This window comes from Cyclobacterium salsum (assembly GCF_010119245.1).
GTDB lineage: Bacteria > Bacteroidota > Bacteroidia > Cytophagales > Cyclobacteriaceae > Cyclobacterium > Cyclobacterium salsum.
The window spans coordinates 43327-70258 of sequence record NZ_WNKG01000017.1 but is presented as its reverse complement, the minus strand read 5'-3'; the positions used below and the strand labels follow the sequence as shown (position 1 = coordinate 70258).

General features: G+C 44.6%; 27 protein-coding genes. 16 read left to right on the top strand and 11 right to left on the bottom strand.

The genetic code is table 11. The features are described 5' to 3' along the window. Positions 1-242: 242 nt before the first annotated feature. Genes GJS45_RS22345 through GJS45_RS22330 form a run of 4 tightly spaced genes read left to right on the top strand, consistent with a single transcriptional unit; the run spans position 243 to position 2705 of the window. Positions 243-590 (top strand): hypothetical protein, encoded by a 348-nt coding sequence (locus tag GJS45_RS22345; protein WP_162344116.1) that lies wholly within the window; start codon positions 243-245, stop codon positions 588-590. Positions 591-621: 31 nt separating this feature from the next. After that, entirely contained in the window at positions 622-1299 is a 678-nt protein-coding gene (locus tag GJS45_RS22340) for a hypothetical protein (RefSeq protein WP_162344115.1), read from the top strand. Next, on the top strand, positions 1289-2059 hold the full coding sequence (locus tag GJS45_RS22335) for a sensor histidine kinase (protein ID WP_162344114.1): 771 nt from the start codon (positions 1289-1291) through the stop codon (positions 2057-2059). Before GJS45_RS22340 ends, GJS45_RS22335 begins: the two co-directional genes overlap by 11 nt. A 1-nt stretch (position 2060) precedes the next feature. Further along, positions 2061-2705: a response regulator transcription factor gene (locus tag GJS45_RS22330; RefSeq protein WP_162344113.1), complete on the top strand. Its 645-nt coding sequence runs from the start codon at positions 2061-2063 to the stop codon at positions 2703-2705. Positions 2706-2711: 6 nt separating this feature from the next. On the opposite strand, the gene GJS45_RS22325 is transcribed toward GJS45_RS22330, so the two are convergent. The 4 genes from GJS45_RS22325 to GJS45_RS22310 all read right to left on the bottom strand — a co-directional run bounded on the left by GJS45_RS22325 (position 2712) and on the right by GJS45_RS22310 (position 5452). Beyond that, positions 2712-3374: a phosphatidylserine decarboxylase family protein gene (locus GJS45_RS22325; RefSeq protein ID WP_162344112.1), complete on the bottom strand. Its 663-nt coding sequence runs from the start codon at positions 3372-3374 to the stop codon at positions 2712-2714. 117 nt (positions 3375-3491) lie between these two features. Next, positions 3492-4331, bottom strand: a complete 840-nt coding sequence (locus GJS45_RS22320; RefSeq protein WP_162344111.1) for a phosphatidate cytidylyltransferase — start codon at positions 4329-4331, stop codon at positions 3492-3494. After that, positions 4315-4521, bottom strand: coding sequence for a putative signal transducing protein (locus tag GJS45_RS22315; RefSeq protein ID WP_162344110.1), 207 nt, complete (start codon positions 4519-4521; stop codon positions 4315-4317). The genes GJS45_RS22320 and GJS45_RS22315 overlap by 17 nt, the downstream gene beginning before the upstream one ends. Continuing rightward, entirely contained in the window at positions 4514-5452 is a 939-nt protein-coding gene (locus GJS45_RS22310) for a CPBP family intramembrane glutamic endopeptidase (protein ID WP_162344109.1), read from the bottom strand. Before GJS45_RS22310 ends, GJS45_RS22315 begins: the two co-directional genes overlap by 8 nt. A gap of 148 nt (positions 5453-5600) precedes the next feature. On the opposite strand from GJS45_RS22310, the gene dusB reads away from it, so the two are divergent. From dusB to GJS45_RS22295, 3 genes are all read left to right on the top strand, one after another. Continuing rightward, positions 5601-6590, top strand: a complete 990-nt coding sequence (gene dusB / locus GJS45_RS22305; RefSeq protein WP_162344108.1) for a tRNA dihydrouridine synthase DusB — start codon at positions 5601-5603, stop codon at positions 6588-6590. A 54-nt stretch (positions 6591-6644) separates the two neighbouring features. Further along, positions 6645-7559 (top strand): DMT family transporter, encoded by a 915-nt coding sequence (locus tag GJS45_RS22300; RefSeq protein ID WP_235954921.1) that lies wholly within the window; start codon positions 6645-6647, stop codon positions 7557-7559. A 65-nt stretch (positions 7560-7624) separates the two neighbouring features. Beyond that, positions 7625-8548 carry a mechanosensitive ion channel family protein gene (locus GJS45_RS22295; protein WP_162344107.1) on the top strand — a complete coding sequence of 308 codons (924 nt, stop codon included), beginning with the start codon at positions 7625-7627 and terminating at the stop codon, positions 8546-8548. A 5-nt stretch (positions 8549-8553) separates the two neighbouring features. On the opposite strand, the gene GJS45_RS22290 is transcribed toward GJS45_RS22295, so the two are convergent. Both GJS45_RS22290 and GJS45_RS22285 read right to left on the bottom strand, forming a co-directional pair. Then, positions 8554-9543 carry a YpdA family putative bacillithiol disulfide reductase gene (locus tag GJS45_RS22290; protein WP_162344106.1) on the bottom strand — a complete coding sequence of 330 codons (990 nt, stop codon included), beginning with the start codon at positions 9541-9543 and terminating at the stop codon, positions 8554-8556. A 43-nt stretch (positions 9544-9586) separates the two neighbouring features. After that, positions 9587-10339: an NRDE family protein gene (locus tag GJS45_RS22285; RefSeq protein WP_162344105.1), complete on the bottom strand. Its 753-nt coding sequence runs from the start codon at positions 10337-10339 to the stop codon at positions 9587-9589. A 142-nt stretch (positions 10340-10481) separates the two neighbouring features. On the opposite strand from GJS45_RS22285, the gene GJS45_RS22280 reads away from it, so the two are divergent. Next, the gene (locus tag GJS45_RS22280; protein ID WP_162344104.1) at positions 10482-10853 is read left to right on the top strand and encodes a BlaI/MecI/CopY family transcriptional regulator; all 372 of its coding nucleotides are present in this window, start codon (positions 10482-10484) and stop codon (positions 10851-10853) included. A gap of 2 nt (positions 10854-10855) precedes the next feature. Continuing rightward, the gene (locus GJS45_RS22275; RefSeq protein ID WP_162344103.1) at positions 10856-12583 is read left to right on the top strand and encodes a M56 family metallopeptidase; all 1728 of its coding nucleotides are present in this window, start codon (positions 10856-10858) and stop codon (positions 12581-12583) included. A 50-nt stretch (positions 12584-12633) separates the two neighbouring features. On the opposite strand, the gene GJS45_RS22270 is transcribed toward GJS45_RS22275, so the two are convergent. The 3 genes from GJS45_RS22270 to GJS45_RS22260 all read right to left on the bottom strand — a co-directional run bounded on the left by GJS45_RS22270 (position 12634) and on the right by GJS45_RS22260 (position 17829). Continuing rightward, the gene (locus tag GJS45_RS22270; protein WP_162344102.1) at positions 12634-13248 is read right to left on the bottom strand and encodes a hypothetical protein; all 615 of its coding nucleotides are present in this window, start codon (positions 13246-13248) and stop codon (positions 12634-12636) included. A 71-nt stretch (positions 13249-13319) separates the two neighbouring features. Next, the gene (locus GJS45_RS22265) at positions 13320-16754 is read right to left on the bottom strand and encodes a ThuA domain-containing protein (RefSeq protein WP_162344101.1); all 3435 of its coding nucleotides are present in this window, start codon (positions 16752-16754) and stop codon (positions 13320-13322) included. Between the two features lie 190 nt (positions 16755-16944). Then, entirely contained in the window at positions 16945-17829 is an 885-nt protein-coding gene (locus GJS45_RS22260; protein ID WP_162344100.1) for a UbiA family prenyltransferase, read from the bottom strand. A gap of 87 nt (positions 17830-17916) precedes the next feature. Here GJS45_RS22260 and GJS45_RS22255 point away from each other — a divergent pair, with 87 nt between their 5' ends. From GJS45_RS22255 to GJS45_RS22245, 3 genes are read left to right on the top strand one after another with little or no spacing between them, the layout of a single operon-like run. Then, the gene (locus tag GJS45_RS22255) at positions 17917-18996 is read left to right on the top strand and encodes a type III polyketide synthase (protein ID WP_162344099.1); all 1080 of its coding nucleotides are present in this window, start codon (positions 17917-17919) and stop codon (positions 18994-18996) included. After that, entirely contained in the window at positions 18993-19700 is a 708-nt protein-coding gene (locus GJS45_RS22250; protein WP_162344098.1) for a methyltransferase domain-containing protein, read from the top strand. The genes GJS45_RS22255 and GJS45_RS22250 overlap by 4 nt, the downstream gene beginning before the upstream one ends. Before the next feature lie 46 nt (positions 19701-19746). Continuing rightward, positions 19747-20598: a mechanosensitive ion channel family protein gene (locus GJS45_RS22245; protein ID WP_162344097.1), complete on the top strand. Its 852-nt coding sequence runs from the start codon at positions 19747-19749 to the stop codon at positions 20596-20598. Positions 20599-20739: 141 nt separating this feature from the next. Here the strand turns inward: GJS45_RS22245 and GJS45_RS22240 are convergent, their stop codons facing one another. After that, positions 20740-21540, bottom strand: a complete 801-nt coding sequence (locus GJS45_RS22240) for a hypothetical protein (RefSeq protein WP_162344096.1) — start codon at positions 21538-21540, stop codon at positions 20740-20742. Positions 21541-22013: 473 nt separating this feature from the next. Between GJS45_RS22240 and GJS45_RS22235 the strand changes: the two genes are divergently transcribed. From GJS45_RS22235 to purE, 4 genes are all read left to right on the top strand, one after another. After that, a complete protein-coding gene (locus GJS45_RS22235; protein WP_162344095.1) occupies positions 22014-23795 on the top strand; it encodes a MutS-related protein in 1782 nt (593 codons plus the stop codon). Between the two features lie 67 nt (positions 23796-23862). After that, entirely contained in the window at positions 23863-24015 is a 153-nt protein-coding gene (locus GJS45_RS22230; protein WP_162344094.1) for a lmo0937 family membrane protein, read from the top strand. A gap of 118 nt (positions 24016-24133) precedes the next feature. Next, the gene (locus GJS45_RS22225) at positions 24134-25273 is read left to right on the top strand and encodes a 5-(carboxyamino)imidazole ribonucleotide synthase (RefSeq protein ID WP_162344093.1); all 1140 of its coding nucleotides are present in this window, start codon (positions 24134-24136) and stop codon (positions 25271-25273) included. After that, positions 25270-25794, top strand: coding sequence for a 5-(carboxyamino)imidazole ribonucleotide mutase (purE, locus tag GJS45_RS22220; RefSeq protein ID WP_162344092.1), 525 nt, complete (start codon positions 25270-25272; stop codon positions 25792-25794). Before GJS45_RS22225 ends, purE begins: the two co-directional genes overlap by 4 nt. Positions 25795-25824: 30 nt before the next feature. Here purE and GJS45_RS22215 read toward each other — a convergent pair whose 3' ends face one another. Next, a complete protein-coding gene (locus tag GJS45_RS22215; RefSeq protein WP_162344091.1) occupies positions 25825-26790 on the bottom strand; it encodes a YihY/virulence factor BrkB family protein in 966 nt (321 codons plus the stop codon). Positions 26791-26932: the final 142 nt, after the last annotated feature.

Below are 26932 nucleotides of genomic sequence, written 5' to 3'. Positions count from 1 at the left end.
AATAGTAGGGAAGGGTTCCTATGAGATACTTTATTTTCGTTAGATAGACCTCTTTCACAGGGTGTTATTTTCTATTGAAAACCGTTCATTTCAATGTAAATAGTACTAAAAAACAGAATAGAAGAACACGTTTTCGCAACGGGACAGAAATTAAATGTGGGTATTTTTTTTTCGACGGCGATTGATTAACCGGAAGATTGGTTAATTTTGATCAGATTCAAATCACCTAAAATGAACCATCAATGGATTTAAAGAAATTTAATACCCTGAAACGTAATTACGATAAGTTTATTCAGGAAGCGGAGGAGGCTATCAATAAAGAATCGGCCAAGGAGCAAACTCGCTCGGTTTGGTTTGACCGGCAGACTATTGAAAAGCTTTTGGCTCAGACAGATGCTCAGACCGGGGGCATTAAAATTTATTTGGGCATGTACGATGAAGATACCTTGTCTGAAAGAGAAGATCCCGAAAGAGCAAAAGAATACATCGGAAAGTTGACTGTTATTCTTTCTGCTTCTAATGATAATCAGGATCCGGATCAGGAAAAGTTGATAATAAATGGAGGCAAGGTTTGCCCTCCGGATTGCTGAGCCGCATTGCGGACATAAAACCACCTGAATCATGACTCCTCCTGTTTACCTTTCCTGTATTGGGCTTGGGTTGCTGTGTTCCCTTGTTTATTTTTATCTAAGGAAGCCGCAAAGTGAAGAGAAAAGAGCGCATGAGTACATTTTTTTTCTCATTTTCTATGTGTTGGCCTTCGAGATATATGCCATTTATCTCGTGCAGAACGGCCAAAAAAATGTACTGGTCTATAATATTTTCTTTGTCTTCGGAGAAACGCTGCTGATTTTAATTTATTTAAAATCACTGGTTGATTTGGAAGCAGTGAAAAAGCGAATGGATCAATTCATGCTGTTTTTCACTGTATGGGCTATCGTAAACAGTATTTTTTTTCAGAAACCCACCGATTTGTTCCAACAATACACCCATCTGCTGGGTAGTTTTGGAATTGTGGTTGTAAGTTGCTACCTCTTATACCGGGTTTTTCTGGAAGAAGGGTTTTGGGATCAGCCCCTACTCCGAGTGCCCCACTTTTGGAATGTAGCGGCTATCCTGCTGTTTTACTGTCCCAATTTCATTTATTTTGGAGCGATAAATATTCTTTGGGATATAGACAAATGGTACCTGACGGTTTTGGCTTCCATGAACAGGGTTTTTGCGGCACTTTTGTACCTTATTCTTGGACTTTCCTTTTATTCTTCCTACATTTTTTCCACGGACAGGTATGGAAGGTAATTCATTACCTACATTTCTCGCCATCCTCACAGGGGTGGTGTTAATGGTGATCATGGCCGTATTTATTATCGCTATTGTAATCATCCACAAACAGCGACAGATAAAAAACCGGCATCGAATTCAACTTCTTAAAGCCGACTATGAAAACACGATACTGAATGCGGAAAAGGAGATTCGCGAGCAGACGCTTCTTTTTGTAAGTCAGGAATTACACGACAATATCGGCCAATTGCTTTCCCTGACCAAGTTGGTTTTGAATAATCCAGATGGCTCCGGCGTGTACGAAGGAAAAAAACTGATTAATCAGATTATTAGGGAAGTGAGAAGTTTGTCCAGGTCCATCAATAAAGATTACCTCAGTTCCCTGGCATTCGAGGATTTCCTGGCCGGTGAATTGGAAAAGATTGAAAAAAGTGGGTTTTGTGCCACTACTTTTGAAAAATCCGGGGACTCCTTTGACCATTTGGAAGGGGACAAGAAATTGGTATTGATCCGGATGGTTCAGGAATGCCTCAACAATGCCATCAAGCATGCCTCTCCCAAGTTGATTTCTATAAATATGTATCAAGAAGCAGAGATTCCCACCTTGCTGATCCGGGATGATGGGGTCGGATTTGATCCTCAATCCGAGTCTTCCGGGTTGGGGATTAAAAACCTAAAGTCAAGAATCAAAGCCATCAATGGCCGGGTCGAGGTAGTTTCGGGTATTAATGAAGGAACGGAAATAAAAATTCAATTTGAAAACCCAGCTGGGAGTTAAAATGGCAACGAGGACCCGGATTATCTTAGCAGACGACCATAAACTTTTTGCAGCAGGTATCGAAAACCTGCTGTTAAGAGAAGCGGACTTTGAAGTAGGAGGTGTCTATCATAACGGCAAGGAAGCGTTGGATGCCCTGGAGAGCGAAAAAGCAGATCTGATTATTACAGATATGAACATGCCTGGCATAAACGGATTGGATATTCTGCAACACATCAAAAAGCGCCGATGGAAAATAAAGACCATCGTACTTTCCATGTACGATGAAGAGGCTATTTTTCAGAAATGCATTCGGCAGGGAGTGGATGCATACATTCTGAAGAATGCAGATCCGGATGAATTGATTTTTACCATCCGGGAAGTGATGGAGGACCGGTACATTGCTAATTTTGAACAGGTGCTGAAACAGGCCGAAGAGGATGAGTTTGATCAATACGACCACTTCAAAGCAGCCTTAAAATTATCCAAAAGAGAACTGGAAATCCTTCAGTGGATCGCCCAGGGGAAGAGCAATAAAGAGATTGCCGAAGGGCTTCACCTGAGTATCTTTACCGTAGAAACCCACCGAAAGCACCTGCATCGCAAACTGGAAGTTTCCTCAATGGCGGAGCTGGTAAAGAAAGCCCTGGATATGGGGCTGGGATGAGTACCATTATGATTTCAACCGGGCAAGCGGAGTGATACCTGCTTTTGTGGTTTGATTCATTTCCACCAATATTTCAGCATCAAGGGGAATAAATACGTCCACCCGGGAACCAAACTTGATAAATCCAAATTCGTGTCCCTGGACCAGAGGGTCTCCCTCTTTTACATAGCACTTGATTCTCCTGGCCATGGCTCCGGCTATCTGCCGGACCATTAGTAATAGACCACTGGGATGCTCCAGCACCAGGGAGGTGCGCTCATTTTCCGTACTGGACTTTGGATGCCAGGCTACCAAGTATTTCCCGGGATGGTATTTGAAAAATTTTAATACACCCGTTATAGGAGAGCGGTTTACATGTACATTGACCGGAGACATAAAGACCGAAACCTGAATTCGCTCTTCCTGCAGGTATTCATCTTCCAGGGTTTTTTCAATGGCGACTACTTTTCCATCTGCAGAAGCATAAATTATTTCCGGATCATCGGGAATAGGAATGGATGGATTTCTAAAAAATTGCAATACGGCCAGGTAGGCGATGATGCTTCCAATAAGTACCAGGTTGAGGAGCAGCTCCTTTTCCGGAAATACCTGGTGCAGGACGATGTTAATACCGGCTAGGATAAAAAGCATCCAAAATAACAACGACTTTCCTTCTTTATGAATGGTCATAAGGTTACAGCTTTAATTCAGGTTTCACGCTTTCGGTGAGGGATTCATTCTCTCTACCTGACATCGAGTGAAACGATTGGTTCTGGATGACAAAATTAGTATTTTTTAAGGTATAAGTTAAAATATTTTTAAAAATGCGACGATAAAGGGGGTTGATAAAAGTAAGCCATCAAACCGATCCATAAAACCTCCATGTCCCGGAAGGCCCTTACCGGAGTCTTTGATGGCAATGCTTCTTTTGAAGAGCGATTCGATTAAGTCCCCATAGGTTCCGGCAATAATAATAATGGTCATGATACAAAACCACTGCCATTCCGGCAAAACCGTGAAATTTTTGGAGATGAAATAGGTGACAACAATGGCTGTAAATGCTCCTCCCAGGCTTCCTTCCCAGGATTTCTTAGGGGATACACGTTCAAAAAGTTTGGTTTTACCAAATTTGGTTCCTGCGAAAAAGGCACCGGAATCGCTGGCCCACAAAATAAACAAGGACCCGATGATGATTTCATAATGAAAGGTATTATCCACCGAAAAAGCTGCTACCGTCAACAGGGAAAAGGGAATGGCCACATAAAATATGCCCAAAATGGTATAAGCGATCCCGGTAAAGGGCTTCTTATCCGATTTTCGATAAAGCTTGATAAAGAAAATCATAGAGACGAGTGGGAAAACCAGAAAATAATAGGCAATGGGGATGATTTTCATTTCTTCCAAAAAAGTAAAGCTAAAGATCAGCAAGCCTACAAATGTTCCAAAGCTTTTTAAAGGCAACATACCATCCAATCCTGAAAGCTTGTAAAATTCCATTTGGGTGAATCCGAGGATGACCACGAAAATAACAAAGTAAGCCCACTCGCTGTAAAGCGCCCCCCCAATAATGACCAGGGCTCCAATGAGTGCCGTTATTACCCGCTGCGCAAGATTACTGTAATTACTTATACTAAAACGAGATTTCATTTTCTATTATATTAATAGCACCGATGGCTTCTTCCCTGGAAACCATCACTTCGATGTTGCCATGAATCCGGTATACCGGGTCTTTTTTATTCAAAATTACCGCAGTAATCCCTTTTTCTTCCAGGACACCCTTGACTATTTCCGCCCGAATGGGTGAATCCGATTCGAATACTTTCTGCCACTTACTCATTCGATAGGGGTTTTTGTCGCATTAAAAACCATTTCCAGGAGATCAGAAAGACAATCAGTCCCAGAAGGACGTATTCCCAGTGAAGATCAGTGGCATTTTCCATGTCATATTCGATCAATTCCAATTTGTTGAAATATACCAAAAACAGCGTAAAGGTATTGTTCAGTATATGGGCCAGAATGGGAAATATCAAGGTGCCGGAATAGAGGTAAAGGTAACCAAATAAAGCTCCCAGCATCAGCCTTGGTAAAAATCCATAAAATTGAAAGTGGATGGCGGAAAAAATAAACGCAGTGATCCACACCCCGGCATGGGCATTTTGGGTGTAGTGATGCAATTTTGGCTGTAAGATTCCCCTGAAAAGATACTCTTCTCCTATGCCAGCCAGAACGCCAATGACAAGAATCCCCATCAGCAATTCTCCCGTACCGGAGAAATCCGTCAGGTATAAGGTCAATTCCATCAGCTGGTCTTCTTTCTCCCGGAAGAGGGTTTCCAACCCGCTCATGGATTCGGGAAATTCCAGGTTCATGTTCAGGTAGACCCACAAGGAGTTGAAAAGTACGAACCCAATTAAAATAGGGAGCACCAGCCAGACCCCATCTAGCTTTTCGGGGCTGAATTGGCGGGAAAGGTGCAGGGATTTTTTGTCAACTAAGTGAAGAAATATCCAGCCACCCAGCCAAAATGCCGATCCTCCTCCCAGCCCCTGAATGAATAGAAACGCCAATCTCCCGTTGGGATGATCCAGGCTTGCGGTTAACAGGGAGGGAAGCTGCTCCAAACTAATTCCAAATAAAATGGGGGTCAACCCTACGGCGATGGTTTGAAGAATGGCCAAGGTGCCAAACACGATTAAGACCAATACCGTTAAGGAAAGTAACCAATGCTGGTTAACCTGATGTCCGGGCCGATGTTCATAAATTTCCATATACGACCTAAATTTACATGAATTAGCCTGTACCACAAGCCAGTTTATTGAATTGGATTTAAATATCCGGGAAAGAAAATTTCCAGATTACCAGCAATGGCATTGATATTCAAGGAAAAACCTTCATTTTTGCTAAAAATTTTAAATAGTGATTAAAATCGGAGATTTGAGTTTAGGGGAATTCCCCTTGTTGCTGGCCCCTATGGAGGATGTCAGCGATCCACCCTTCCGGGCCGTATGCAAGGCCAATGGGGCTGATTTGATGTACACGGAGTTTATAAGTTCTGAAGGATTGATCAGGGATGCTGCCAAATCCGTTCAGAAGCTAGACATATACGAATACGAAAGGCCGGTTGGCATTCAGATTTTCGGGAATGAAATTGCTTCCATGAGGGAAGCTGCCGCTATAGCCGAAGCCGCTGGGCCTGACATCCTGGATATCAATTACGGTTGTCCGGTAAATAAAGTGGCCTGTAAAGGTGCCGGGGCGGGCATATTGTTAGACATTGATAAAATGGTTTCCATGACGGCAGAAATCGTAAAGGCCGTTTCCATTCCCGTTACTGTCAAAACCAGGCTCGGCTGGGATGAGCATACCATCCGAATAGAAGAGGTTACGGAGCGGTTACAGGATGTGGGCATTCAGGCCATCAGCATCCACGCCCGTACCCGAAAGCAAATGTACAAGGGAGAGGCTAACTGGGACTACCTGGCAGCCGTCAAGAGAAACCCCCGGATTACCATTCCGGTTTTTGGCAATGGAGACGTGGATAGCCCTCAAAAAGCTAAACTTTATAAAGAAAAATACGGGGTGGATGGAATTATGATCGGAAGAGCGGCCATCGGCTATCCCTGGATTTTTAATGAGATCAATCATTTTCTGAAAACGGGAGAGTTGTTGGAAGGACCTGATCTGGAAGAACGGGTAAAAGTTGCCAAAAGGCATTTGGACTTTTCAGTAGAATGGAAAGGAGAAAAATTGGGGCTGCTGGAAATGAGAAGGCACTATACCAATTACTTCAGGGGGCTTCCACATTTTAAGCCGTATCGAACCGCCCTCGTTACCACAGATGATTACCGATCTGTTTGTGAGATTCTGGACGAAGTTTCCAGGGTCTTTGCCGGTGCGGAATTTTAGATTCGTATCCTTTCCGAAATCTTTCCCCAATTATGAACCCTATTTCGATCTCAAATGCCTGAATCACATCCGGATACATTTCCAAAACACTGGGGCATGTTGGTTTTATTGGCGTTGATTTGGGGGAGTTCTTTCATTTTGATCAAAAAAGCCCTGCTGATTTTCTCAGCCGGAGAAGTGGGGGCCTTTCGGATTGTAACAGCAGGCATGGTTTTGCTTCCCCTCGCCATGCCCCAATTAAAACGGCTGCAAAATAAACAGCTAGGATACCTGTTGACGATTGGCTTTGTAGGTAGTTTTATTCCAGCCTTTCTTTTTGCCACTGCGCAGACCAATCTTTCCAGTTCCCTGGCAGGAGTGATCAATGCCCTTACCCCACTCATGGTAGTGACCGTGGGGGCCTTCTTTTTTGGATCGCGGATTACCAGCCGAAATGCCCTGGGATTGCTCATCGCATTTGTGGGCGTGGGGATTTTGGTAATAGCCGGTTCAGAGGGTATGGGTTGGGCCGTTTTTTCAAGTATTAACCTCTATGGGCTGCTGGTAGTGGGGGCCACCATTTGTTACGGACTCAATGTAAATATCATTAAATTTCGGGTGCAGGAGATTGAGGCGAAAGTCATCACCTCAGTTTCCCTGATGATGGTGCTGCCGTTGGCAGCCGTTTACCTGTGGGGATTTACGGATTTTTCGTTCAAACTCCTGCATATGGACGGTGCCTGGAGAGCGGCCGGATACATCGCTGCATTGGGTGTCATAGGTACGGCCGCTGCCCTGATACTCTTTAACGCCATGGTGAAATCAGTGACACCGGTGTTTGCCAGTTCGGTTACTTACCTGGTGCCGATGGTGGCCTTGTTTTGGGGAGTTTTGGATGGAGAGTCATTGTTTCTTTTCCATTATTTGGGAATTTTTGCAGTGATCCTGGGGGTATGGCTCGGAAACCGAAAAACCAAACTTCCAAAATAATTCCTTCCACAGCATTGAATTATTAAAATATATTTGCCTAGTTTAAATTTCCTTAGTGAAAAACCATGTTTGATAATTTCCTGAACTTTGACCTTGACATCGCATTAAGAAACAGGATCCTACAGACCCTCCTGATTATCTTTATCATGTGGCTGATCAATAAAATATCTGTAAGACTCATTTACAGGGGAGAGGCAGCAGAACTCAGGAAGCAGTATCACTGGAGAAAGGTGATTGAATATACATCCTTTATTGTGGGTATTCTGATCATCGGTAATCTTTGGATTAACAATTTCCAATCCGTTACCACTTTTTTAGGCTTGTTGTCCGCAGGTATTGCCATTGCGTTGAAAGATATTTTTGTCAATATTGCCGGATGGGCCTTTATTTACTTACGGAAGCCTTTTGATGTGGGAGACCGGATTCAGATTGGCGAGGTTCAGGGAGATGTAATCGATTTGCGCCTTTTCCAATTCTCCCTGCTGGAAATCGGAAATTGGGTGGAAGCAGACCAAAGTACCGGCAGGGTAGTTCACGTGCCCAACGGAAAGATTTTTATGGATGCTCAGGCCAATTATTCCATCGGCTTTAACTACATCTGGAACGAACAAAAAATATACATCACCTTACGCAGTGATTTCAAAAGAGCCAAGGCCATTTTATTGGAAATACTTAATACACATCTGAAGGATGATCTTCGATTGGCAGAAAAAGTATTTAAGAAAGCCAAACAGGAACACCTTATCGTTTACAAGCAATTTACCCCTATGATTTTCACCAAAATCACCGAAAGGGGAATTCAACTATCCATGCGGTACCTCTGCGATCCCAAGAAACGAAGAATGTTCGAGCATGCGATTACTGAAAGTATCCTCGAAAAACTGGGGCCCGAGGACAACATCCGGATCGCCTACCCTACCTCTACCGTTTTACTTCACCAGGACAAAGTACATCCCGACACCCATCCGGATTCGAAAAGAAAAAGTTGAGCGGATTATTTCTCCAAACCGGAGGGAACCGTTTTCTTTTTTACAATATCTTCGATAATGGAACGGGCATGGACGATGGTGTTTTCAATAAAAAACTCACGGGTATTTAAGCCCCCGCAGACCACTCCGGCCAGGTACAAACCGGGTATGTTGGATTCCTGGCTCTGATCATCGTAGCAGGGCTGCCTTTTCTCATCCAGGCTAAGTTTTACTCCCAATTGGTCCAAAAGGGCAAAGTTGGGCTTGTATCCGGTCATGGCCAGCACAAAATCATTTTCCAGCGACACCACTCCCTCCGGTGTCTGCAGGAGGACTTCCTTTTCCCTGATTTCTTTGATGGTCGTATTGAAATAGCCTTTGATAGAGCCCTCTTTGATGCGATTTTCTATGTCCGGCAAGACCCAGTATTTTACTGTTTGATCAATTTCAGGCTTCATGACTACCATGGTTACCTCTGCCCCTTTGCGCCAGGTTTCAAGGGCCACATCCACAGCCGAGTTACCGCCACCGACAACGATTATCTTCTGGCCAATATAGGGCCAGGGTTCTTTGTAATAATGGGTTACTTTAGGGAGATCCTCTCCGGGTACATTCATCGTGTTTGGCAAATCATAAAAACCAGTGGCCATCACTAGTTTTTCCGCCAGGTAAACGCCCTTGGAAGTATGAACCAAAAAACCGCCTTCTTCTTTTTCCAGTGTCTGTACCTCTTCATACAGACTAATGTTGAGCTGGTAATGCCGGACGATTCTTCTATAATACTCCAACGCCTCCGGCCGGGTAGGTTTGTTGGCAATGGACATGAACGGAATATCGCCCATCTCCAGTTTTTCCGATGTAGAGAAAAAGGTCATGTTGACCGGATAATTAAAAATGGAATTGGTCAATACTCCCTTTTCTACGATCAGGTAATTAAGGTTTTTCTTTTGGGCTTCAATACCACAAGCCAATCCAATAGGTCCGGCACCAATAATCAATAACTCCAACTTTTTCATATGTTTATTAACATGAAAATTCCGGCATAGTTCCTGTGTATGGCTAATTTACCCGAAAAGCACAATCGCTGACCTGTCGTTCGGGAATGGTTCGGACCTCCCGAAGGTGTACCTCGCCATCTTTGTCCCAAAGCAAGGCCGTGGTATTGACCGTGCCATAATAATCATCCACCCGGATAAACTGCGCGGAGACCTCCCTTTCCAATTCTTTGCTTAGCCCGGTGGCCGGCAATTGATCGTCGGGGGCCCGGTCCGTAGACTGTAGCAGTTGGTGTAAATCTTCCATTTCGGGTGCCTTGTGGCTTAATAGATCACCAAACTGCTGCCGGGCAAGGTTCACTTTGGGCCAGGGGCTATTTATGAACGCATTCGAAATGGCATGTACACCCGAACCTACCTCCTGAATCCCCCGTCCATAATTGGACAATACATAAAGCTTGTTCTTATCCGCGACCAGAAGATTAAACCCATTGTATTCGTTTTTATAGGATTCCACTCCCTGCAAGTAACTCAGGGGATCCTCCTTGCTCTCCAGAAAACCGGCAACCAGCTCTCCGCGTGACCGATCACGCGGGGCTTCCCTGCTCATGTCACGGAAGTTGGTCAGGGCAGCAAAGCGGCCGCTGGGATGAAAACCCAGCCAGGTGCCACCCTCTTTTAAATCCTTTCCGGCATAAATCCCACTTTCCCATTGATGCAGGGATTGACTGGGCCTCTTGAAATATTCGTCCCGGTTGGCTACCAGGATTAGCTTGTACTTGGGATGCTGGTTCCAGCTAAAAGTTATCAAACACATGGTGCAAAATAAGGAAGCCGTCCTTTAAGGAGAAATCAAATGGAGGAATATTTTAACAAAATTTAATACGATTAGAATCGTATATATTTGGCATTACGATATTTGTCGTATAAATTGCCTACGAAATAAATCGTATAATGTCATGCAAGAGAAACCTACGGCTGCAGAACTGGAAGTTTTGGCCATCTTATGGGAGATGGGAGAAGCCAGCGTACGACAGGTGCATGAGCAGCTGTCTCAAGACAAAGAAACAGGCTATACCACTACGCTTAAAATCATGCAGAATATGCATGGAAAAGGATTGGTTAACCGCGACGAAAAGAGGAGAAGTCATGTATACGCTGCGGCAGTGTCCCAACAGGATACCCAGGAATCTCTGGTAAAAACCTTTATTCGGAAGGCATTCGGGGGTTCTACCAATAAACTCGTTATGCAAGCTTTGGGTCAAAGCGAGCCCTCAAAAGAGGAGATTGAAGAAATACGTGCGTTTTTAGATAAAATGGAAAATAAGTAGTCATGAATATCGATTGGTTTCCCCTGGCAATTCCCGAAATTTTGGGCTGGTCGCTGTTACACTCCCTATGGCAATTTCTAATTCTGGCAGGCATCTATTGGTTATTGCTTCATATGCAGGCTTTTCGGATGCCTAGCTATCGGTATCAAGCAGGGTTACTGATCTTGTTTCTCATGGCACTGTCTTTTTCGGCCACCCTATGGTATGAGTACGGTATCTGGGGAAAGGCTACCGGTGCAGCTTTGGTTGCAATAGAGCCAACCTTTTTACCTGCTTTGGAAGATCAAGCCCGATCGGAACGGGGGCTTTGGGAAATGGCGTTTAGCCATTTTGAAAAAGTGTTGCCTTATCTGGTAAATGTTTGGTTGATTGGAGTGGCATTCTACATGATGCGCCTGGTTGGCAATTTTGCTGCTTTGCAACAGATAAAGCGGCGATCTTATTTGGATTTACCGAATTGGATCCAAGAAAAAGCCCATGTATTCCGGCACAAAATGCAAATCAACGTTCCCGTTTTAATACGGGTAAGTCAGGAAATTGAGGTGCCCATGGTTTTTGGAATAGTGAAGCCGATCGTATTGATACCAACAAGCCTGGTATGCGGTATGCCTCCTGCACAATTGGAGGCTATCCTGGCCCATGAACTGGCCCATATTAAACGACAGGATTTTACCCTTAATCTATGTCAGTCCTTTTTGGAGATGATTTTTTTCTACCACCCCGCCTTCTGGTGGATAAATGAATCCGTAAGGGAAGCACGGGAACAAGCTGCAGACGACCTGGCAATTAAAACCGGGGCAAATTCTTCGGAATTGGCGCATGCCCTTGCTTACATTGTAAATCAAGCTTCCGGGAATGCTCCGGAACTGGCCATGGCGGCTCAAAAATCGACTTTTCCCACCCTTTTGCGAATCCAGCGGATGATGGGAAAACAACCTTCAAAAATCATTCACTCACCATTGATCAGTAAAACCATGATGATTACCAGTATGCTTAGTTTTATCCTGCTGCTTGGAATAGCGCAGCAGGAAGATCCCCGTCAAGAGCGATGGCTGGAGACTAATCTTATCGATGCAATGAACCCGCTGCCCCTTCCGGCGCCAACATTTTCATCAATGACAGCCATTAACCCGGACAGCCTACCGGCATCTTCTTCCTGGTCTCAACAAGTGGATAGGGAGATAGAAATAGACACTGCGTGGAATTTGAACACCGTTGTTGAACTCGATAGTCTGCCGGAGATCCTGGAATGGAACATCCCTTCGCCGCCAGTCCTTACCGGGGTTCCGCCATTTCCGGACGCTACTCTTTTTGTCCCCAATGGTTTTATGGAAGATTTTGGCGATAGCATTCGTATATATACTTCGAAAATCGTCCAATTTGATATGGATTCCAATCCTGATGGATTAGCCCAAAAAGAAAAGTTTGAGCAGAAAATGCAGGAATTCCAGCAAAAAATGACCGCTACCCAAAAGGTTTTTCAAGAAAAAATAAAAGAATGGGAAGCAGAATTTAAGCCAAAGATGGAGGAGTTTGAGGCAAAAATGGAAGCCTGGAACAAGCAAAATGAGCCGAAGATCAGGGAGTTTGAAGCAAAGATGGAGGAATGGGGTAGAAAGCATGAGGCCAAACTCAAAGCAATGGAAGAAAAAATGCGCGAAAGGGAGAAAGCCATGGAGAAGATCCGGGAAGAAAAGGAAGCCCGGGACACCACCCTTCCTGACCGGTAACTATTCGTTTCTTTATGAGGTTGTCCGGAAGAAGGGTCTTTCTTCCGGATTTATATTCGGAATTGCCTTACTATCCAGGCCGGATAAGCAAAAGAATTATCTAAATGCAGATAGGCTACAGCTGGTAAAATGGCTGTTATTTTTTCCAGATGGGATGGATCGGTATCTCCGAATACCTCCAGGCAAAAAGTATAAGAGGTACCCCTTTCCGCTTTCAGTTCAGCATATTCGACCTGTATGCCCTGTTCGAGTTTTTCTTCGTAGGGAAAGGCGGTGTAATCTTTTTTTGATTGGCTGTTGAATTTCAATACCCACCTTTTTTTTCGGATAGGAAAAGGGTCTGTGCCGTGTAAATCAGGTAGAGGGCTATCAAGAATCCATTTGTCCCAATACTCTAAATAGCCAGCCTGTTGAACTTCGAAGTAAAACGGGATACCCGGTTTTTGCCTTTTTTTGATCTCCCGATTGCCCTCACGAAGTTTAAGTCCGAGGTCCTCCCGGTTGAAAATGGGGTAGTAGGTATCCGTTCGTATCTCAGGTTCGGGCTTTACATTGAACTTTCGCTGTACAAAATGTTTCAGCTCCGGAATGTTTTCCGGGAAAAACCACCGAATTTCCATGCTGGAATAATCGGGGTCCAGGCTTGTAAATCGATCTATCTGCATGTTTAGAATGGGAAAAGGGTTGTTCCATCTACTGAAACAACCCTTTTCTGGTCCTGTTAATTCCGGACAGTCTATTCGCTTTTCATTTCCATGGAAAGAATAGCCAGGTTTACACTTTCATCTTCACTCAGTGCTTCTGTCACGATGTACAGGTCCTGCAGCCCTTGTTCCGGCACTTCATTAAACGTTAACTGAAAGGTATATTGAGATCTTCCTTCCCCGGGTTTTTTACGGAGAACCGACTGTCCAATGACCGGTCCATCCGGTGCGCCGATGCGGGCTTCTACCTGGTAGCCATAGGCAAGGGGATTTTGGGATCCGGCTGTAAAATCGATGCCTGCCAGGTTGGTAAGATCGATGTCCTTGAGGGCAAAATATCCCGGCCCGGTAGGGGCTAGCAGCATGTTCTGTCCATTCATTTCAAAGGAGGTATAGCCCGAAGTTTCGCTTACTTCTGCAAAGTTAATTTTACTGTTTCGCAGGTAGGCAGTGCTGGCCGTACTGAGTGGTTTGATATTAACGCCGCCGCGGTCTGTAAAGCTGGCATTGAGTATCATCACGCCATCATCCGACATCGTTTTCCCTTGAAGCGGATCGATTTTGCCGGAAAGTGGCAAACTGGTCTCCAGGTTTTCCAATTCCCCCAGAGAAAGAATCCATGCCACAATTTTTCGGGCATCTGCAACTTTTAAATCCGGATTCGCTGGCATCATGGTTTCTCCCCAGACACCCGAACCACCATTGATGATTTTATTGATAAGATGGTCCGTCGCCTCTGGGTCATCGGCATATTTCTTAGATACCTCGGTGTAGGCAGGTCCTACGGAAAGTTCGTCTACCTGGTGACAGGTTTTACAGGTAAGTGATTCCATGATACTTTTTCCCGCCATTGCTTCTGACATCACCTGATGCCCCATGGCTGCCTCTGCTCTGTCAAACCCCTCAATATAATCCGCTGAAACATACAAGCTAGATAAATCCTCCGCTGCTTCGGGGTCGTCCGGGTCCGTCACGGTTACCTGATATTCAATGGGTTTTCCAGGAAAATAAAAGCTGGAATTGCCTACGAATTCAATGGAGACTTCCGGTGCCACATTTCCCGCATAGACGTTTACGGTATTGCTTTTTACCGCTTCATTTCCAGTGTCCTTTACCGTGACTGAAATGTCATAGTCACCGACAGCTTCATAGGTATAGGTCAACTCAGGCTCGGCAGTTTCGATTGATTCCCCATTTCCAAGATCCCAGGTATAGGTCAGCGGATCCTTTTCAGGGTCACTGGCTTCGGCTTTCAGATGTACTTCCAGGGGCAAGGAGCCCGATGTTTTATCAGAAGCTATTCCTGCAATTACCGGTGCCCTGTTGCCCGGGTTGTAGTTGATTACCGAGAGGGCTGCGTCCTCATTGGCACTAAACCAACCATTTCCGTATTCCAGCAGATAGAGTTTGCCATCAGGCCCCATTTCCAAATCGATGAGGGCATTGTGGCGAACCCCTTCCATAAATGGCTCCATTTTCAGGTAGTCTCCGTTTTCATCCATGGTGACTACTTTAATCCATCCCCGGATCCATTCGTAGATAAACAGTTTGCCGTCATAATAATCCGGAAGCCCGCCGCCATTAGGGTACAGGTCCGAATAGTAGACAGGTCCGGCCATGGCATTTCTTCCGCCCGTTCCGACCTGAGGAAATTCGTCTGACTGGTCATAGGGGTAATAGATAAAGGCTGGTTGGGCAGGGGGCAATTCTGTTAATCCGGTATTATTTTGGGAAATATTTACCGGAGATAGCGGGTCAAATTGGATTCCCGGTTCACCGGTATTAAAATTATAGGCATTGTAGGGGTAGTTGTCACCCACAAAGAAAGGCCAGCCAAAAAAACCAGCTTCCTTGGCTTGATTAACTTCGTCGTATCCTCTTGGCCCTCGTACTCCCAGGCTGTCTGCTCTGGCATCAGGCCCGACTTCTCCCCAGTACAAATAACCGGTTTTTTGATCCACGCTGATTCGATAAGGGTTCCGGTTGCCCTGTACGTAGATTTCTGGTTTGGTGCCTTCCATTCCCTCCGGATACAGGTTGCCCTCAGGAATGCTGTAGGATCCGTCTTCGTTCACTTTTATACGGATGATTTTTCCGCGAAGGTCATTGGTGTTGCCGGATGACCGGCCGGCATCATATTGTTCAAATCCGGGCCTGTCGTCCAAAGGAGCATATCCTTTCAGGGTATAAGGTTGGTTTGGTTGGTTAAACGGCGTGGAGTTATCTCCGGCAGATACGTAAAGTAATCCCTCGCTATCAAAAGCGATGGAGCCGCCCGTATGGCAGCAAATGTCTCGCTGGGAATAAAATTCGAGGATCACCTGCTCGGTATCCATTTTCCATTCATCTGACTCAAATTTAAATCTGGAAAGCCTGTTTACCGATTCACCTGTGGGGCTGTAGAAAACATAGATCCAATGATTGTTTTCAAAATCCGGATCCGCTTTTATTCCCATAAGTCCCTCTTCGGCATTGACTCCTGGAGCATCCGTCTTCCAGTACACATCCAGCTGTGCCACCTGACGGGTGGTGGAATCCCCTTCTTTATACAACAGAATTTCGCCTCTTCGTTGAGAAACAAGTATATCCAGGTCAGGCAAAATGGTCATTTCAGTAGGCTCGGTAAACTCACCTTTTACCATGCTCACTTTTTCAAACCGATCGGCTTCCGGCACCCTTTTGCTACTGGATTTGGAATAGTCCAGTTTTCTATTTTCACCGATGGCATAGTGTATCCCTTCAAGGAGGTGGCGCAAAAACAACTCTTCCTGGAAGGAAGCGGTGGTATGTCCCCCACCGGTGTAAAATGCCCTACCGCCATCATAATCATGGTACCAGGCAATGGGGTGTTCGCCCATATCTTCTCCGCCCTGGTAACTGCTTTCATCCAGGGTCATCAAAACGTTTACACTTTCGTTAAAGTCTTTGTAGCTGTACCATTCATCGGTGCGGGTCCATTTTTCCGGTAAAAAAGAAGTACTGCTGTGGGATGGGTCTACCACATCGATTTCTCCTTCCTGCACATTTGGGTGGGGATCATTGATTCCTGGGTGGTCTGAAAAGTACCCTCCGGTCATTTTTCCATACCAGGACCAGTCGTATTCCGTATCTGCCGCCGCGTGTATTCCTACAAAGCCTCCACCGGCCTGGATGTATCGCTCAAAATCTGCCTGCTGGTAATGATCTAGCACATCACCCGTCGTGCTTAGAAAAATCACGGCACTGTATTGTTCTAAAATACTCTCTGTAAAAAGCTCCGCATTGGTCGTGGTGTCCACCAAAAAGCCGTTTTCCTGGCCCATTTTGATAAGTGCCTGTACTCCATCTGGAATAGACTCATGATAATAGCCCGCGGTTTTGGAGAAAACCAAGACTTTGGGGTCACCCGAACGGGTGGAACAAGCTCCCAGAAGAAAGCCTGCAAACAAAAGAGCGATAAAGCCCTTTGTGATCCTGTTGATATACATACCTAAATTCTAATTTTGCGGCAATATAAAGAATATCTTTTTTTTGGCAGCTACCTTCATCAAAATTGTAGTTGAATGGTGCCTTCAGGCCAGGGACTGCAGGAAAAGGCTTCATTTTTCCGTAAATCGTATGCCTTGGCGGAAATAATAAGTATGGAAGCGTAGCCTTATTAGCGGCACCAATTCAAAGTTATGCCATGGAAGTATGGGCTTGCCAGGCCAGATAAATGAAAAAAGCATTCAGGGCGGTGGCAGAAATCTTGTTCATCCACATGCTCATCCGGTGGGATACATAACTTTCCGGATCCTTTCGGGCCAATATAAACCATAGGGAAAAATAAAAAACTACCGGAAGCATGGCTAGCAAAAAAAGCCAAACCGCCCAGGGCTTATCCATATGAATAAAGTATCCTGCAAATGCCAGGCCTCCCAAAAACAACCAGATGGCGGAAAAGCTAAAGGTACCTAAAATACCCAGCTTTATGCTCAGGGTCAGATCTCCTCTTTTGAGGTCTTCCTCATGCTGGTAAATTTGCGTGAGTGGATAGGAGCCAAGTAATAGCAAGCTGGTTAGTAGGGCCGGCACCCAGTGCTCCCAGGACAGGGGCCAAACCAAACCGGAATCGCTTATTCCTGCGATACACATCCAGAAAGTGAAGGCACCTTGGAAAAATCCGGCCGTGAGCCAGCTGAGATAGGGGTATTTTTTAAGGCGCACGGAGGGGTGACTATAGGCCATGGACACCAGACCATATACCAGTACCATCCAAAAAAAGAGAGTGTCTATGGTTAGGGAAATTACCAATGCGATCAAAAAAAACACCAGGGATAGGTAATAAAGACCTATGGTCACCTTCTTTGGGTTCTTCAATCCCCCGATGCTTTTTTCATCTTTGTCAAAATAGCTATTGTACCCATTGCTGGAAGGATATAAAAACAAGTGTAATACCAACCCTACCATCAATGTGCGAAGGGCATTCAGCTCCGGTACACTTGCCAGGGCAAACCAGTATACCGGCATCAAGTAATAAGAAAAGGGAATTCTCAGGTGTTCCCAGTTTGATTTTTTGAACATATCTATAAACCTTGATAACTTTTCGTTGCGGCAACTGTTTTTTACTTATCTTGAAAAGTACAATAAATAAAAACTAAAATAAAATCCATGAATAGCCAAATAGTCAGCATAGGACTGGCCAATCCGGGAATACCAATACCGCAGGACAAGATCAGTCGATTCATGCAGATGGCTCATGGGTTGGACGCGCAGGAGTGTAGGAAATTGGGCTTTATTTATCGGAAGTCTGGAATTCGGGAGCGCTACAGTGCGCTGAATGATTTCCATCACGAGGATCCCTTACGATTTGATTTTTTTCCGAAAAACAATAGCCTGGAGCCTTTTCCAGGGACTGCCAGCAGGATGCAGGTGTTTCGTAAGGTAGCTCCTGTACTGGCAACGACAGCCATTCGGCGTTGTTTGCAAGACGCTGACACGAGTCCTGAAAAGATAAGCCACCTGATCCTAGTAAGCTGCACCGGAATGTACGCCCCGGGGGTCGAATTGGACATTATTCAGCAAATGGGTTTTCAAAATACCATTGAACGCTATGCGATTCACTTTATGGGTTGTTATGCAGCGTTCAACGCCATCAAACTGGCCGACAGGATTTGCAGCAGTGAACCCGATGCTCAGGTGATTATCGTAGGCGTGGAGTTGTGTACCATCCATTTTCAAAAAGAATACAATGAGGACAATGTGATCGCCAATGCCCTTTTCGGAGATGGAGCCGCTGCGGTATTGGTAAAAAACGCCGAACAGGGCCTTTCTATACGGAAATACCAAAGCAATATCCTTATAGAAGGTGAAACCGATATGGCATGGACCATCGGTGACTTTGGCTTTGAAATGAGACTCAGTAAATACATTCCGGATCTACTGAATCGCGGTATCCATGAGCTACGGAAAAACCTGGAGAAGAAGTTCGACATCGCACAGGTCAGTCATTTTGCCATCCATCCGGGAGGAAAACAGATTCTAAAAAAAATCGAAGCGGCTTTTGGCATCGGAGAAGAGCAGAACCTGCATGCGCATCAGATCCTGGAAAGGTTTGGTAACATGTCTTCGGTAACCATTTTATATGTCCTATCAGCGATTCTGAAAGATGCAACCATGCAAGGAAATGTTTTGGCCATGGGTTTTGGTCCTGGCCTTACCTTGGAAACCTTACTACTTCATAAGTCATGAGCACGTTTTCCAAAAGATCCTACACGAAGGAATTGATGGACGACCTGCATTGCAGCGGCAGGGAACTGGAGCAAACGCTGCGAGAGCTCAAGACCATCAATCGACTGCTGGGGGGGAATAAGGTAACCACTTCAGGGATTCGGGAACTGGTTGGGAAAAATGTCGGTCGCCCCTACAGCGTAGCTGATCTGGGATGTGGAGGAGGCGACATGACCCTGGTGATGAAAGACTGGAGTATACGAAATGGATACGCGTTGCGAATCATCGGCATAGATGCCAATCCAAATATTATTTCCCTGGCAAAAGGAAACGTTCAGCTCAACTATCCTGACATTGAATTCAGGCAAGGAAACGTGTTTGATGCGGATTATTTGACGGAAGAAGTGGACATTCAAACCTGCACCTTATTTATGCATCATTTTACAGATGAGGAATTGGTTCGGATGCTAATCAACCTCAGGAAGCGTACCAGGATCGGATTGGTGATTAATGATCTCCACCGGCATTTTTTAGCTTATCACGGCATTAAATGGCTGACAGCAGCCTTCTCTCGTTCTCAAATGGTAAAGAATGATGCTCCGCTTTCGGTTTTGAGGGCATTTTCAAGAGGGGATTGGGAGCGATTATTGAGCGCTGCTGGCATTGAAAAATATAAAATTTCCTGGCATTGGGCATTTAGATGGCAAGTTATTTGCTGGGTGTGAATATTATTTTGTAATTTAAATTTTAACCTAAAATCATAATTAACCTATGGATATGGATACTATAGATTATGAAGGGGTGTTTACGAGTGCCCTTCCGTTTATTTTAGATGCTTTAACAAGCATTCTCATTGCCGTAATCGTTTATTTTGTCGGTAAATGGGTAATCAATTTTACCTTAAAGGCACTTAATAAGGTCTTCGCCAAATACGATATCGATCCATCCTTAACTTCTTTTTTGAATAGCTTTCTGAAGGGGTTTTTGTATGTGGTATTGATATTAATTATTCTCTCGACAGTGGGCGTAGAGGTTACTGCGTTTATCGCCGTACTAGGTGCTGCCGGTTTGGCCGTTGGTTTGGCACTGCAAGGCTCCCTGGCAAATTTTGCCGGAGGAATTCTTATTTTGGTCTTCAAGCCTTTTAAAGTAGGCGACACCATTGAGGCGCAGGGAACCCTGGGCTCGGTCGAAAATATCGCCATCCTTTATACGACCGTTAGAAATTTTGATAATAAAGTCGTAACCATACCTAACGGTGCCCTGGCTAATAATAGCATTGTTAATTTATCCATTAAACCCACGCGCAGAGTTGAGATGGCGGTGGGAGTAGCCTATGGCACTGATCTGAAAAAAACCCGCCAAGTCATTCTGGACACCCTGAAAAAAGACGATCGAATACTTCCGGATCCGGCACCCGCCGTTTATTTCACCAATTTTGGGGATAATTCTCTGGATTTATCGGTAAGATGCTGGGCGAATGCAGACGACTTATGGCCGGTGTTTTGGGATAATATGGAAACCATAAAAGAATCGCTGGAGGCACATGATATTGAAGTTCCCTTTCCTCAGCGCGATTTGCATCACTTTTTTCCAGAGGGAAAACCTGAAATTAAAGGGTAAAAAAAGCCGGAGCCTCTGTTACTACCAAGTTAAGAGGCTCCGGGCAAACCCTACATTAAAAAATAACCAACTACCAAAATTCAACCAACTTCACTTCCTACTTCACTCGTAATTAATCTTCAAAAAAATAAACTCTTTCTCTCAAGGGTCAGGTGTACAACCCTCCGAATCAAACGTGATTAACACTTGTAACTCTTTTTCACCTTTCAGCTGCATACTTCCCTTTGAAGGAATGGACAGGCCTGAGTTCATACATTCCTGTAAATAGACTACCGGATGGATGATTTCGAATGATGTCTTCTGATCGTCCGATGAGGATAAGTTGCCATACCCTTCCAGGTAGATCCGGAACCCATTTTTATCCGTTGATAAATGTAAGTTTTTAATGTAATCCAAATTTAAATTAAAGGTCTTCCCCGTACGGGATGTCATTTTAAAATCATTTGTCACCGAAGAAATCCGAAGACTTCGGCTGTTTACCTCAAATCCAAGATTTTCCAAAGAACGGCTACCTTTCAATTGATGCCCGTTTAGGTAAAAATCTTCAAACGCAATGGTTACTTTACTTCCTTTTATCAGAAATTCATCGGTATAATCGATGATTACAATTCCTTTTTTTTCAATTCCCCTGCTAGAGACACAACCATCCCCAAAATCTATTTTTATTCTTTTGTTTTTCTCGTCCCGCTGGAAAATCGAGCCAGGGCAATAGGAAACATCCACTAAGGGACTGATTTTCTGTTGGGTTAAGTCTTGTTGCAAGGCCGACAGCGCCATCAGGTCTACCTCCTCCATGAGTCCCATTGTATGGGCCACCTCTTCTGAAGAAATCATTTCCATTTTGGGAGCCGGGTCTTCCATTTCAGGCTCCATGCAGGAAAAGACCAGGAGAGGGAAGGCTACTACAAACCAGCTAACCAAACGTAAATTCGAAGTTCCCATCGTATGCTAAAGTCAATGACCTTGTTGTTTGTATACGAAATGTAGAATAGAATACGTTGTTTTACTAATAAGAAACCAACTAATTTACTTCAAAAATGAACAAAACATATAATTGATTTTGAAAAGCAAAAATCCGCATGCACCTGCCGATATAGCTTTAAAATTGCCTTTTTTTTCAAAAAAAATGTAGTTGATAATCGATCCCGATTCCATTTTTCGTTTTTAGGCTTGATTTCAAGTAGTATAATGAAATAAAAAATAAAATAAATAATATTTATACATGGAAGAGCTAAGGTGTAATTATTTGGACAGCTGATTTTCCGAGTGTTACTTGTTGAAGACCTTTCTATTTTTTCAGAATTCCGGCAGGGTCGGGCCGGGTATCCTGTCTTTTTTTGTCCGGCTTTAGGTAAGAGGGGTACCCAGCAAAATTCTTTTTATCTTTGTCCCTTTATTCGCAAAATCCAATCTATATGAATACTAATTTTGACCTTACAGATCCGAAAAAATCGGTGGAAGACGCCAGGAAAAAGGCTTTGATGTTGTCAGTGGGTCGGTTGGTCTTGTTTTTTTTGCTGGGGATTGTTTTAATCGTGGGCATTTCCGAGTCGCACTGGTCCGCATTGCTGTTTTTTCCCTTAAGTGGGGTATTTATCGTTTTGATATTAAAGTTTAACACCCAAAAAGACCGGGAACGTTTTTACGAATCGCTTCTGGACATCCATCGGATGGGGGAAAAGCGGCAGGAAAGAAAATTTGCCGGTTTCGATCCGGGAACCGATTTTATCGATCCGGCCCATCCCTTTTCAAGTGACCTGGATTTGTTTGGAGAACATTCGCTTTTCCAATTACTCAACCACACGGTCAGCAAAGGCGGACGAAGCAAGTTGGCAGGTTGGATCCGAAATCCGCTTCAACCGAAGGCCGCCGAAGAAAAGCGGGAGGCATTACTTGAACTGAGTAGAAAAACAGATTTTTTATTCATATTTGAATCACTGGGTAGGGCTTTTTTAAAACAGGAAAAGTCAAAGGTAGCTTTTTACCGCTGGTTGGAAAAGACGTTATATTGGAGTCCGCTATTCCTATTACCCATGATTATTGGTCCTTCTCTGGGCCTTTTGGTATTGCTGGGAGTGTTATTGGGCTGGTTTCCGACGGTGTACTTAAGTGTTTTTATAGGCCTTGGGCTGCTTTTGCTTGGATTTGCCTTTAAGCCACTTCTGGAGGCGATGAAGGCCCTGCCAAACGACAGTGACCTAAAAACCTTACAAGCCTGGGCAAATTTGCTCGAAAGGCAGGAGTTTGAGCATTCCCTACTAAATGGGTTTCAGCAACCCGTAAAAAACCATGGTTTTCTGGCATCCAAGGCCCTGGATCAGTTGGAAAGCCTGACGTTTTTGTTGCAGAACAGGACGAATCTTATGTACTTGATTTTTAACGTTTTTTTCTGGACTGATTTTTACGTGCTTTACCGATTGGTCCGCTGGCACAGAGGGGTGGGAAGCTATATCCGGCAATGGGAAGAAACGTTCGAAAATTGGGAGGCATTGGTTTCGTTGGCCGCTTTTATTAGAGAGGAAAAATTATCGGCTCCTGTTTATTGGTCCTCAGCAGCAGACTTGAAGTTGGACGCGGTCAAACATCCCTTGATAAAACCGGAAGACTGCGTGGCAAATGATTTTAAAATGGGAGCGAAGGATCAGGTCATTCTCCTTACCGGCTCCAACATGTCTGGGAAAACAACTTTTATGCGCACGGTAGGCATCAATCTGGTTTTGGCGGGTATGGGGCTTCCTCCTTTTGCCGCACAGCTTAGCTGTGGTCATTTTCAGCTTTACACTAGCATGAGAAACACCGATAGCTTGGGAGAAAGTATCAGTTCATTTTATGCTGAGCTGGCCCGAATTAAAGGATTGCTGGATCTGGCCAAGGAAGGTAAGCCTGTTTTTTACCTTTTGGATGAAATACTGAAGGGTACTAATACGGCGGACCGGATAATGGGTAGCGAGGCCTTGATCCGGCAACTGGCCGGAAGCTCGTCCAAAGGCATTATTTCAACCCATGATATTGAATTGAGTGAATTAGAAAGTAGTCTTCCTACTCTGTCCAATTATAGTTTCCACCATGATATACAAAAGGATGAAATTGTGTTTGACTACAAGATTAAGCCCGGCTCCTGTCCTAATTTTAATGCGAAAATCCTGATGGAACTGATGGGGATAAACCTCTCTAAAACAGGTACTGATAAAAATTAAATTTTGTTTGGCATAAATATTGGTACTATTCAAATGAAATTTATAATCATCATTAACCAACACCACTATGAGTTCTTTATTGTATTTGATTGCGATCATCCTGGTCATTGGATGGATTGTAGGAGCATTTGTTTATAGCGTAGGTGGACTAATTCATATATTATTGGTCTTAGCTGTAATTGCTATTCTATTCCGTCTTATAGGCGGGAGGACGGTTTAGCCTTTGAAACCTATTGAAAATTTAATAAATGAAAACCGCCGGGAATGGCGGTTTTTTTATTTCCATTCGGTATTTATGCCTATTTTTGAGTTCGCAAACCATGTAAATCAGCCAGATTGTGCAGAAAAATTACCAGCAACAGACTTTAGGCATCTTAGGAGGTGGACAACTGGGCCGAATGCTCATTCAATCTGCCATCAATTATAACCTGGACATCCACATTTTGGATCCGGATGCGGAGGCTCCTTGTAAAGACCTTTGCGGCCGCTTCGTTCAGGGCAATCTTACGGATTTTAACACGGTGTATGAATTTGGGAAAGTATGCGATGTGATTTCCATAGAGATTGAGCATGTAAATACCCAGGCACTTTACCAACTGGAAAAGGAGGGTAGGAAAATATTTCCCCAACCACATATTATCGAATTGATTCAGGACAAGCGCAAGCAAAAACAATTTTACCAGGATAAAGGCATCCCTACCTCCCCTTTTGTGCTGACGGAAACCAAAGCAGATGTCAAGCAACACCTGGATTTTTTGCCTGCCGTGCATAAATTGGGAAAAGAAGGTTACGATGGCCGCGGGGTGCAACTCATTCGAGAGGCGCAGGATATTGACAAAGCCTTTGACGCGCCGGGTTTGCTTGAGAAATTTGTTGATTTCGATAAGGAACTCGCCGTCATTGTCGCCAGAAATGAACAAGGGGAGGTAAAGACCTTTCCATCGGTAGAGTGCGCTTTTCATCCGGTACACAATCTGGTGGAGTTTTTGTTTTCTCCGGCAGCCATTTCTGCGGAAACAGATCAGCAGGCACAAGCGCTGGCGTTGGAGGTGATCGAAAAGTTGGATATGGTGGGCTTGCTGGCAGTGGAACTATTTGTCACCAGATCCGGGGAAATCCTGGTGAATGAGATTGCCCCCAGACCACATAACAGCGGTCACCATACCATTGAAGCTAATTTTACTTCCCAATTTGAACAACACCTCCGGGCTGTAATGGGCATGCCGCTGGGGGATACCGGTATCCGTAGTGCTGCCGCCATGGTTAATTTGCTGGGGGAAGACGGATATACGGGAGAGGCATTGGTAGAAGGAATGGATGAAGCGATAAACATGAAGGGCGTGTACTTGCATCTTTACGGGAAGAAACTGACCAAGCCTTTTCGGAAAATGGGGCACGTGACGGTATTGGAAGCGGATGTGGATCGGCTAAAAGAAAAAGCACAGCGAATCAAAGAATTAATCAAGATAAAAGCATGAGCAAGGTTCAGGTAGGTATCATAATGGGCAGTCAGTCTGATTTGCCTGTCATGGCAGAGGCGGCCAAATTTTTAGAAGAAATGGAAGTCGGTTACGAGCTCACGATCGTTTCGGCGCATCGAACTCCCCGTCGAATGATTGATTACGCAGAAAATGCCAAGGCAAGGGGCATAAAGGTGATTATTGCCGGGGCAGGGGGCGCTGCCCATCTGCCAGGGATGGTGGCCTCACTGACCACCTTGCCGGTCATTGGGGTACCGGTCAAATCCTCCAATTCCATTGATGGCTGGGACAGCATCCTTTCTATTTTGCAAATGCCTTCCGGTATCCCCGTCGCCACGGTGGCATTGAATGGGGCAAAGAATGCCGGGATCCTGGCCGCCTCGATTGTTGGTGCCTTTGAGGAAAAGACTGGGGCCAAAATGGCAACATTCAAAAAATCACTCAAAGAAAAAGTAGAAAATACCGCTGAAGAGATAGAAAGTAAAGGCTGGAAAACGGTACTTGGAAACAAAGGGTGATTAATGAGACCTTTCTTATCCGGTTAAACGTTAGTTTCCTAATTTTTTACTCCCCTTTTCAATAATAACTTCTTTGTTTTCCACCCTAATGGCGAAATCCTCAGGGTGAAGCGTTGGTCCGTATCGTTCGGCATAAACCCGGGTAAATGCGGCTCCAAAAAACAGTATCAAACAAGAATACGATACCCACAATAAGACCAGGACCACAGATCCCGCTGCGCCATAAGTAGAGCCAGGTTCGGCGATACCAAAATAAAGGCTTAATAAAATTTTGCCCAGATTAAATAAAAAAGCGGTAATAAATCCACCGAGCCAAACGGAACGCCAATGGACCTTCATGTCAGGCATAAATTTAAATATCAAAACAAACAAACATCCTAACACAGCTGTGGAAAATAGAAACTCCAATACCTGGGCAATTTCCACATAGCCAGGTTCCCACAAGCGCGCCAGGTAAGTACTGACCAATGTCAAGGCAGTGGAAACCACAAAACTGATAATCAATAAAAACGCAATGGCCATGACAAATGCCAGGCTCAAGGCCCTGTCCTTGATGATTTTCCAGTATCCGGCTTTGGGATCAATTTTTACACCCCAAATTTCATTCATGGAAATCTGGAGTTGGTAAAAAACACCTGTCGCTCCAAAAATTAAGATGGCTATTCCAAGAATGGTAGCAAAAACCGTCCTGCCGTCTTTTTGGGTGTTTTCTATAATGGCAATCACTGCCTGGGCGGCATCAGGCCCTATGGCTTCCGAAATTTCACCCGTGATCTGCCCCTGTACGATCTCCGTGCCCCAAATGGCTCCCACCGTGTTGATAATAATGATCAGCAAGCCGGGAAGCGATAACACCGCATAGTAGGCGACTACTGCCCCTAGTCGCCAGGGATTGTTGTCATTCCAGATCTTCGCCGCTTTCCAAAAAAGCCCGGGTAAATGTGCGATTCTAAATTTCCCCTTCCTCCTCGCGGACACACTTTTCTTTCGTATCATTTCAATAAAAATTAACTTTTATCCGGCCATCAGATAATCAATGCGTACAGCATTAACCATGCCCCGCTTTTCATCGGAATTGGCAAACAAGTAATTGACTACTAAAAAATAAGGGCCAACAGGGCCCAATTTCCCATCACCA

Excerpts from the sequence above, each read along its gene's own strand:
- GJS45_RS22345 (WP_162344116.1), top strand. The coding sequence starts at position 243 with ATGGATTTAAAGAAATTTAATACCCTGAAACGTAATTACGATAAGTTT.
- GJS45_RS22340 (WP_162344115.1), top strand. The coding sequence starts at position 622 with ATGACTCCTCCTGTTTACCTTTCCTGTATTGGGCTTGGGTTGCTGTGT.
- GJS45_RS22335 (WP_162344114.1), top strand. The coding sequence starts at position 1,289 with ATGGAAGGTAATTCATTACCTACATTTCTCGCCATCCTCACAGGGGTG.
- GJS45_RS22330 (WP_162344113.1), top strand. The coding sequence starts at position 2,061 with ATGGCAACGAGGACCCGGATTATCTTAGCAGACGACCATAAACTTTTT.
- GJS45_RS22325 (WP_162344112.1), bottom strand. The coding sequence starts at position 3,374 with ATGACCATTCATAAAGAAGGAAAGTCGTTGTTATTTTGGATGCTTTTT.
- GJS45_RS22320 (WP_162344111.1), bottom strand. The coding sequence starts at position 4,331 with ATGAAATCTCGTTTTAGTATAAGTAATTACAGTAATCTTGCGCAGCGG.
- GJS45_RS22315 (WP_162344110.1), bottom strand. The coding sequence starts at position 4,521 with ATGAGTAAGTGGCAGAAAGTATTCGAATCGGATTCACCCATTCGGGCG.
- GJS45_RS22310 (WP_162344109.1), bottom strand. The coding sequence starts at position 5,452 with ATGGAAATTTATGAACATCGGCCCGGACATCAGGTTAACCAGCATTGG.
- GJS45_RS22300 (WP_235954921.1), top strand. The coding sequence starts at position 6,645 with ATGCCTGAATCACATCCGGATACATTTCCAAAACACTGGGGCATGTTG.
- GJS45_RS22295 (WP_162344107.1), top strand. The coding sequence starts at position 7,625 with ATGTTTGATAATTTCCTGAACTTTGACCTTGACATCGCATTAAGAAAC.
- GJS45_RS22290 (WP_162344106.1), bottom strand. The coding sequence starts at position 9,543 with ATGAAAAAGTTGGAGTTATTGATTATTGGTGCCGGACCTATTGGATTG.
- GJS45_RS22285 (WP_162344105.1), bottom strand. The coding sequence starts at position 10,339 with ATGTGTTTGATAACTTTTAGCTGGAACCAGCATCCCAAGTACAAGCTA.
- GJS45_RS22280 (WP_162344104.1), top strand. The coding sequence starts at position 10,482 with ATGCAAGAGAAACCTACGGCTGCAGAACTGGAAGTTTTGGCCATCTTA.
- GJS45_RS22275 (WP_162344103.1), top strand. The coding sequence starts at position 10,856 with ATGAATATCGATTGGTTTCCCCTGGCAATTCCCGAAATTTTGGGCTGG.
- GJS45_RS22270 (WP_162344102.1), bottom strand. The coding sequence starts at position 13,248 with ATGCAGATAGATCGATTTACAAGCCTGGACCCCGATTATTCCAGCATG.
- GJS45_RS22265 (WP_162344101.1), bottom strand. The coding sequence starts at position 16,754 with ATGTATATCAACAGGATCACAAAGGGCTTTATCGCTCTTTTGTTTGCA.
- GJS45_RS22260 (WP_162344100.1), bottom strand. The coding sequence starts at position 17,829 with ATGTTCAAAAAATCAAACTGGGAACACCTGAGAATTCCCTTTTCTTAT.
- GJS45_RS22255 (WP_162344099.1), top strand. The coding sequence starts at position 17,917 with ATGAATAGCCAAATAGTCAGCATAGGACTGGCCAATCCGGGAATACCA.
- GJS45_RS22250 (WP_162344098.1), top strand. The coding sequence starts at position 18,993 with ATGAGCACGTTTTCCAAAAGATCCTACACGAAGGAATTGATGGACGAC.
- GJS45_RS22245 (WP_162344097.1), top strand. The coding sequence starts at position 19,747 with ATGGATATGGATACTATAGATTATGAAGGGGTGTTTACGAGTGCCCTT.
- GJS45_RS22240 (WP_162344096.1), bottom strand. The coding sequence starts at position 21,540 with ATGGGAACTTCGAATTTACGTTTGGTTAGCTGGTTTGTAGTAGCCTTC.
- GJS45_RS22235 (WP_162344095.1), top strand. The coding sequence starts at position 22,014 with ATGAATACTAATTTTGACCTTACAGATCCGAAAAAATCGGTGGAAGAC.
- GJS45_RS22230 (WP_162344094.1), top strand. The coding sequence starts at position 23,863 with ATGAGTTCTTTATTGTATTTGATTGCGATCATCCTGGTCATTGGATGG.
- purE (WP_162344092.1), top strand. The coding sequence starts at position 25,270 with ATGAGCAAGGTTCAGGTAGGTATCATAATGGGCAGTCAGTCTGATTTG.
- GJS45_RS22215 (WP_162344091.1), bottom strand. The coding sequence starts at position 26,790 with ATGATACGAAAGAAAAGTGTGTCCGCGAGGAGGAAGGGGAAATTTAGA.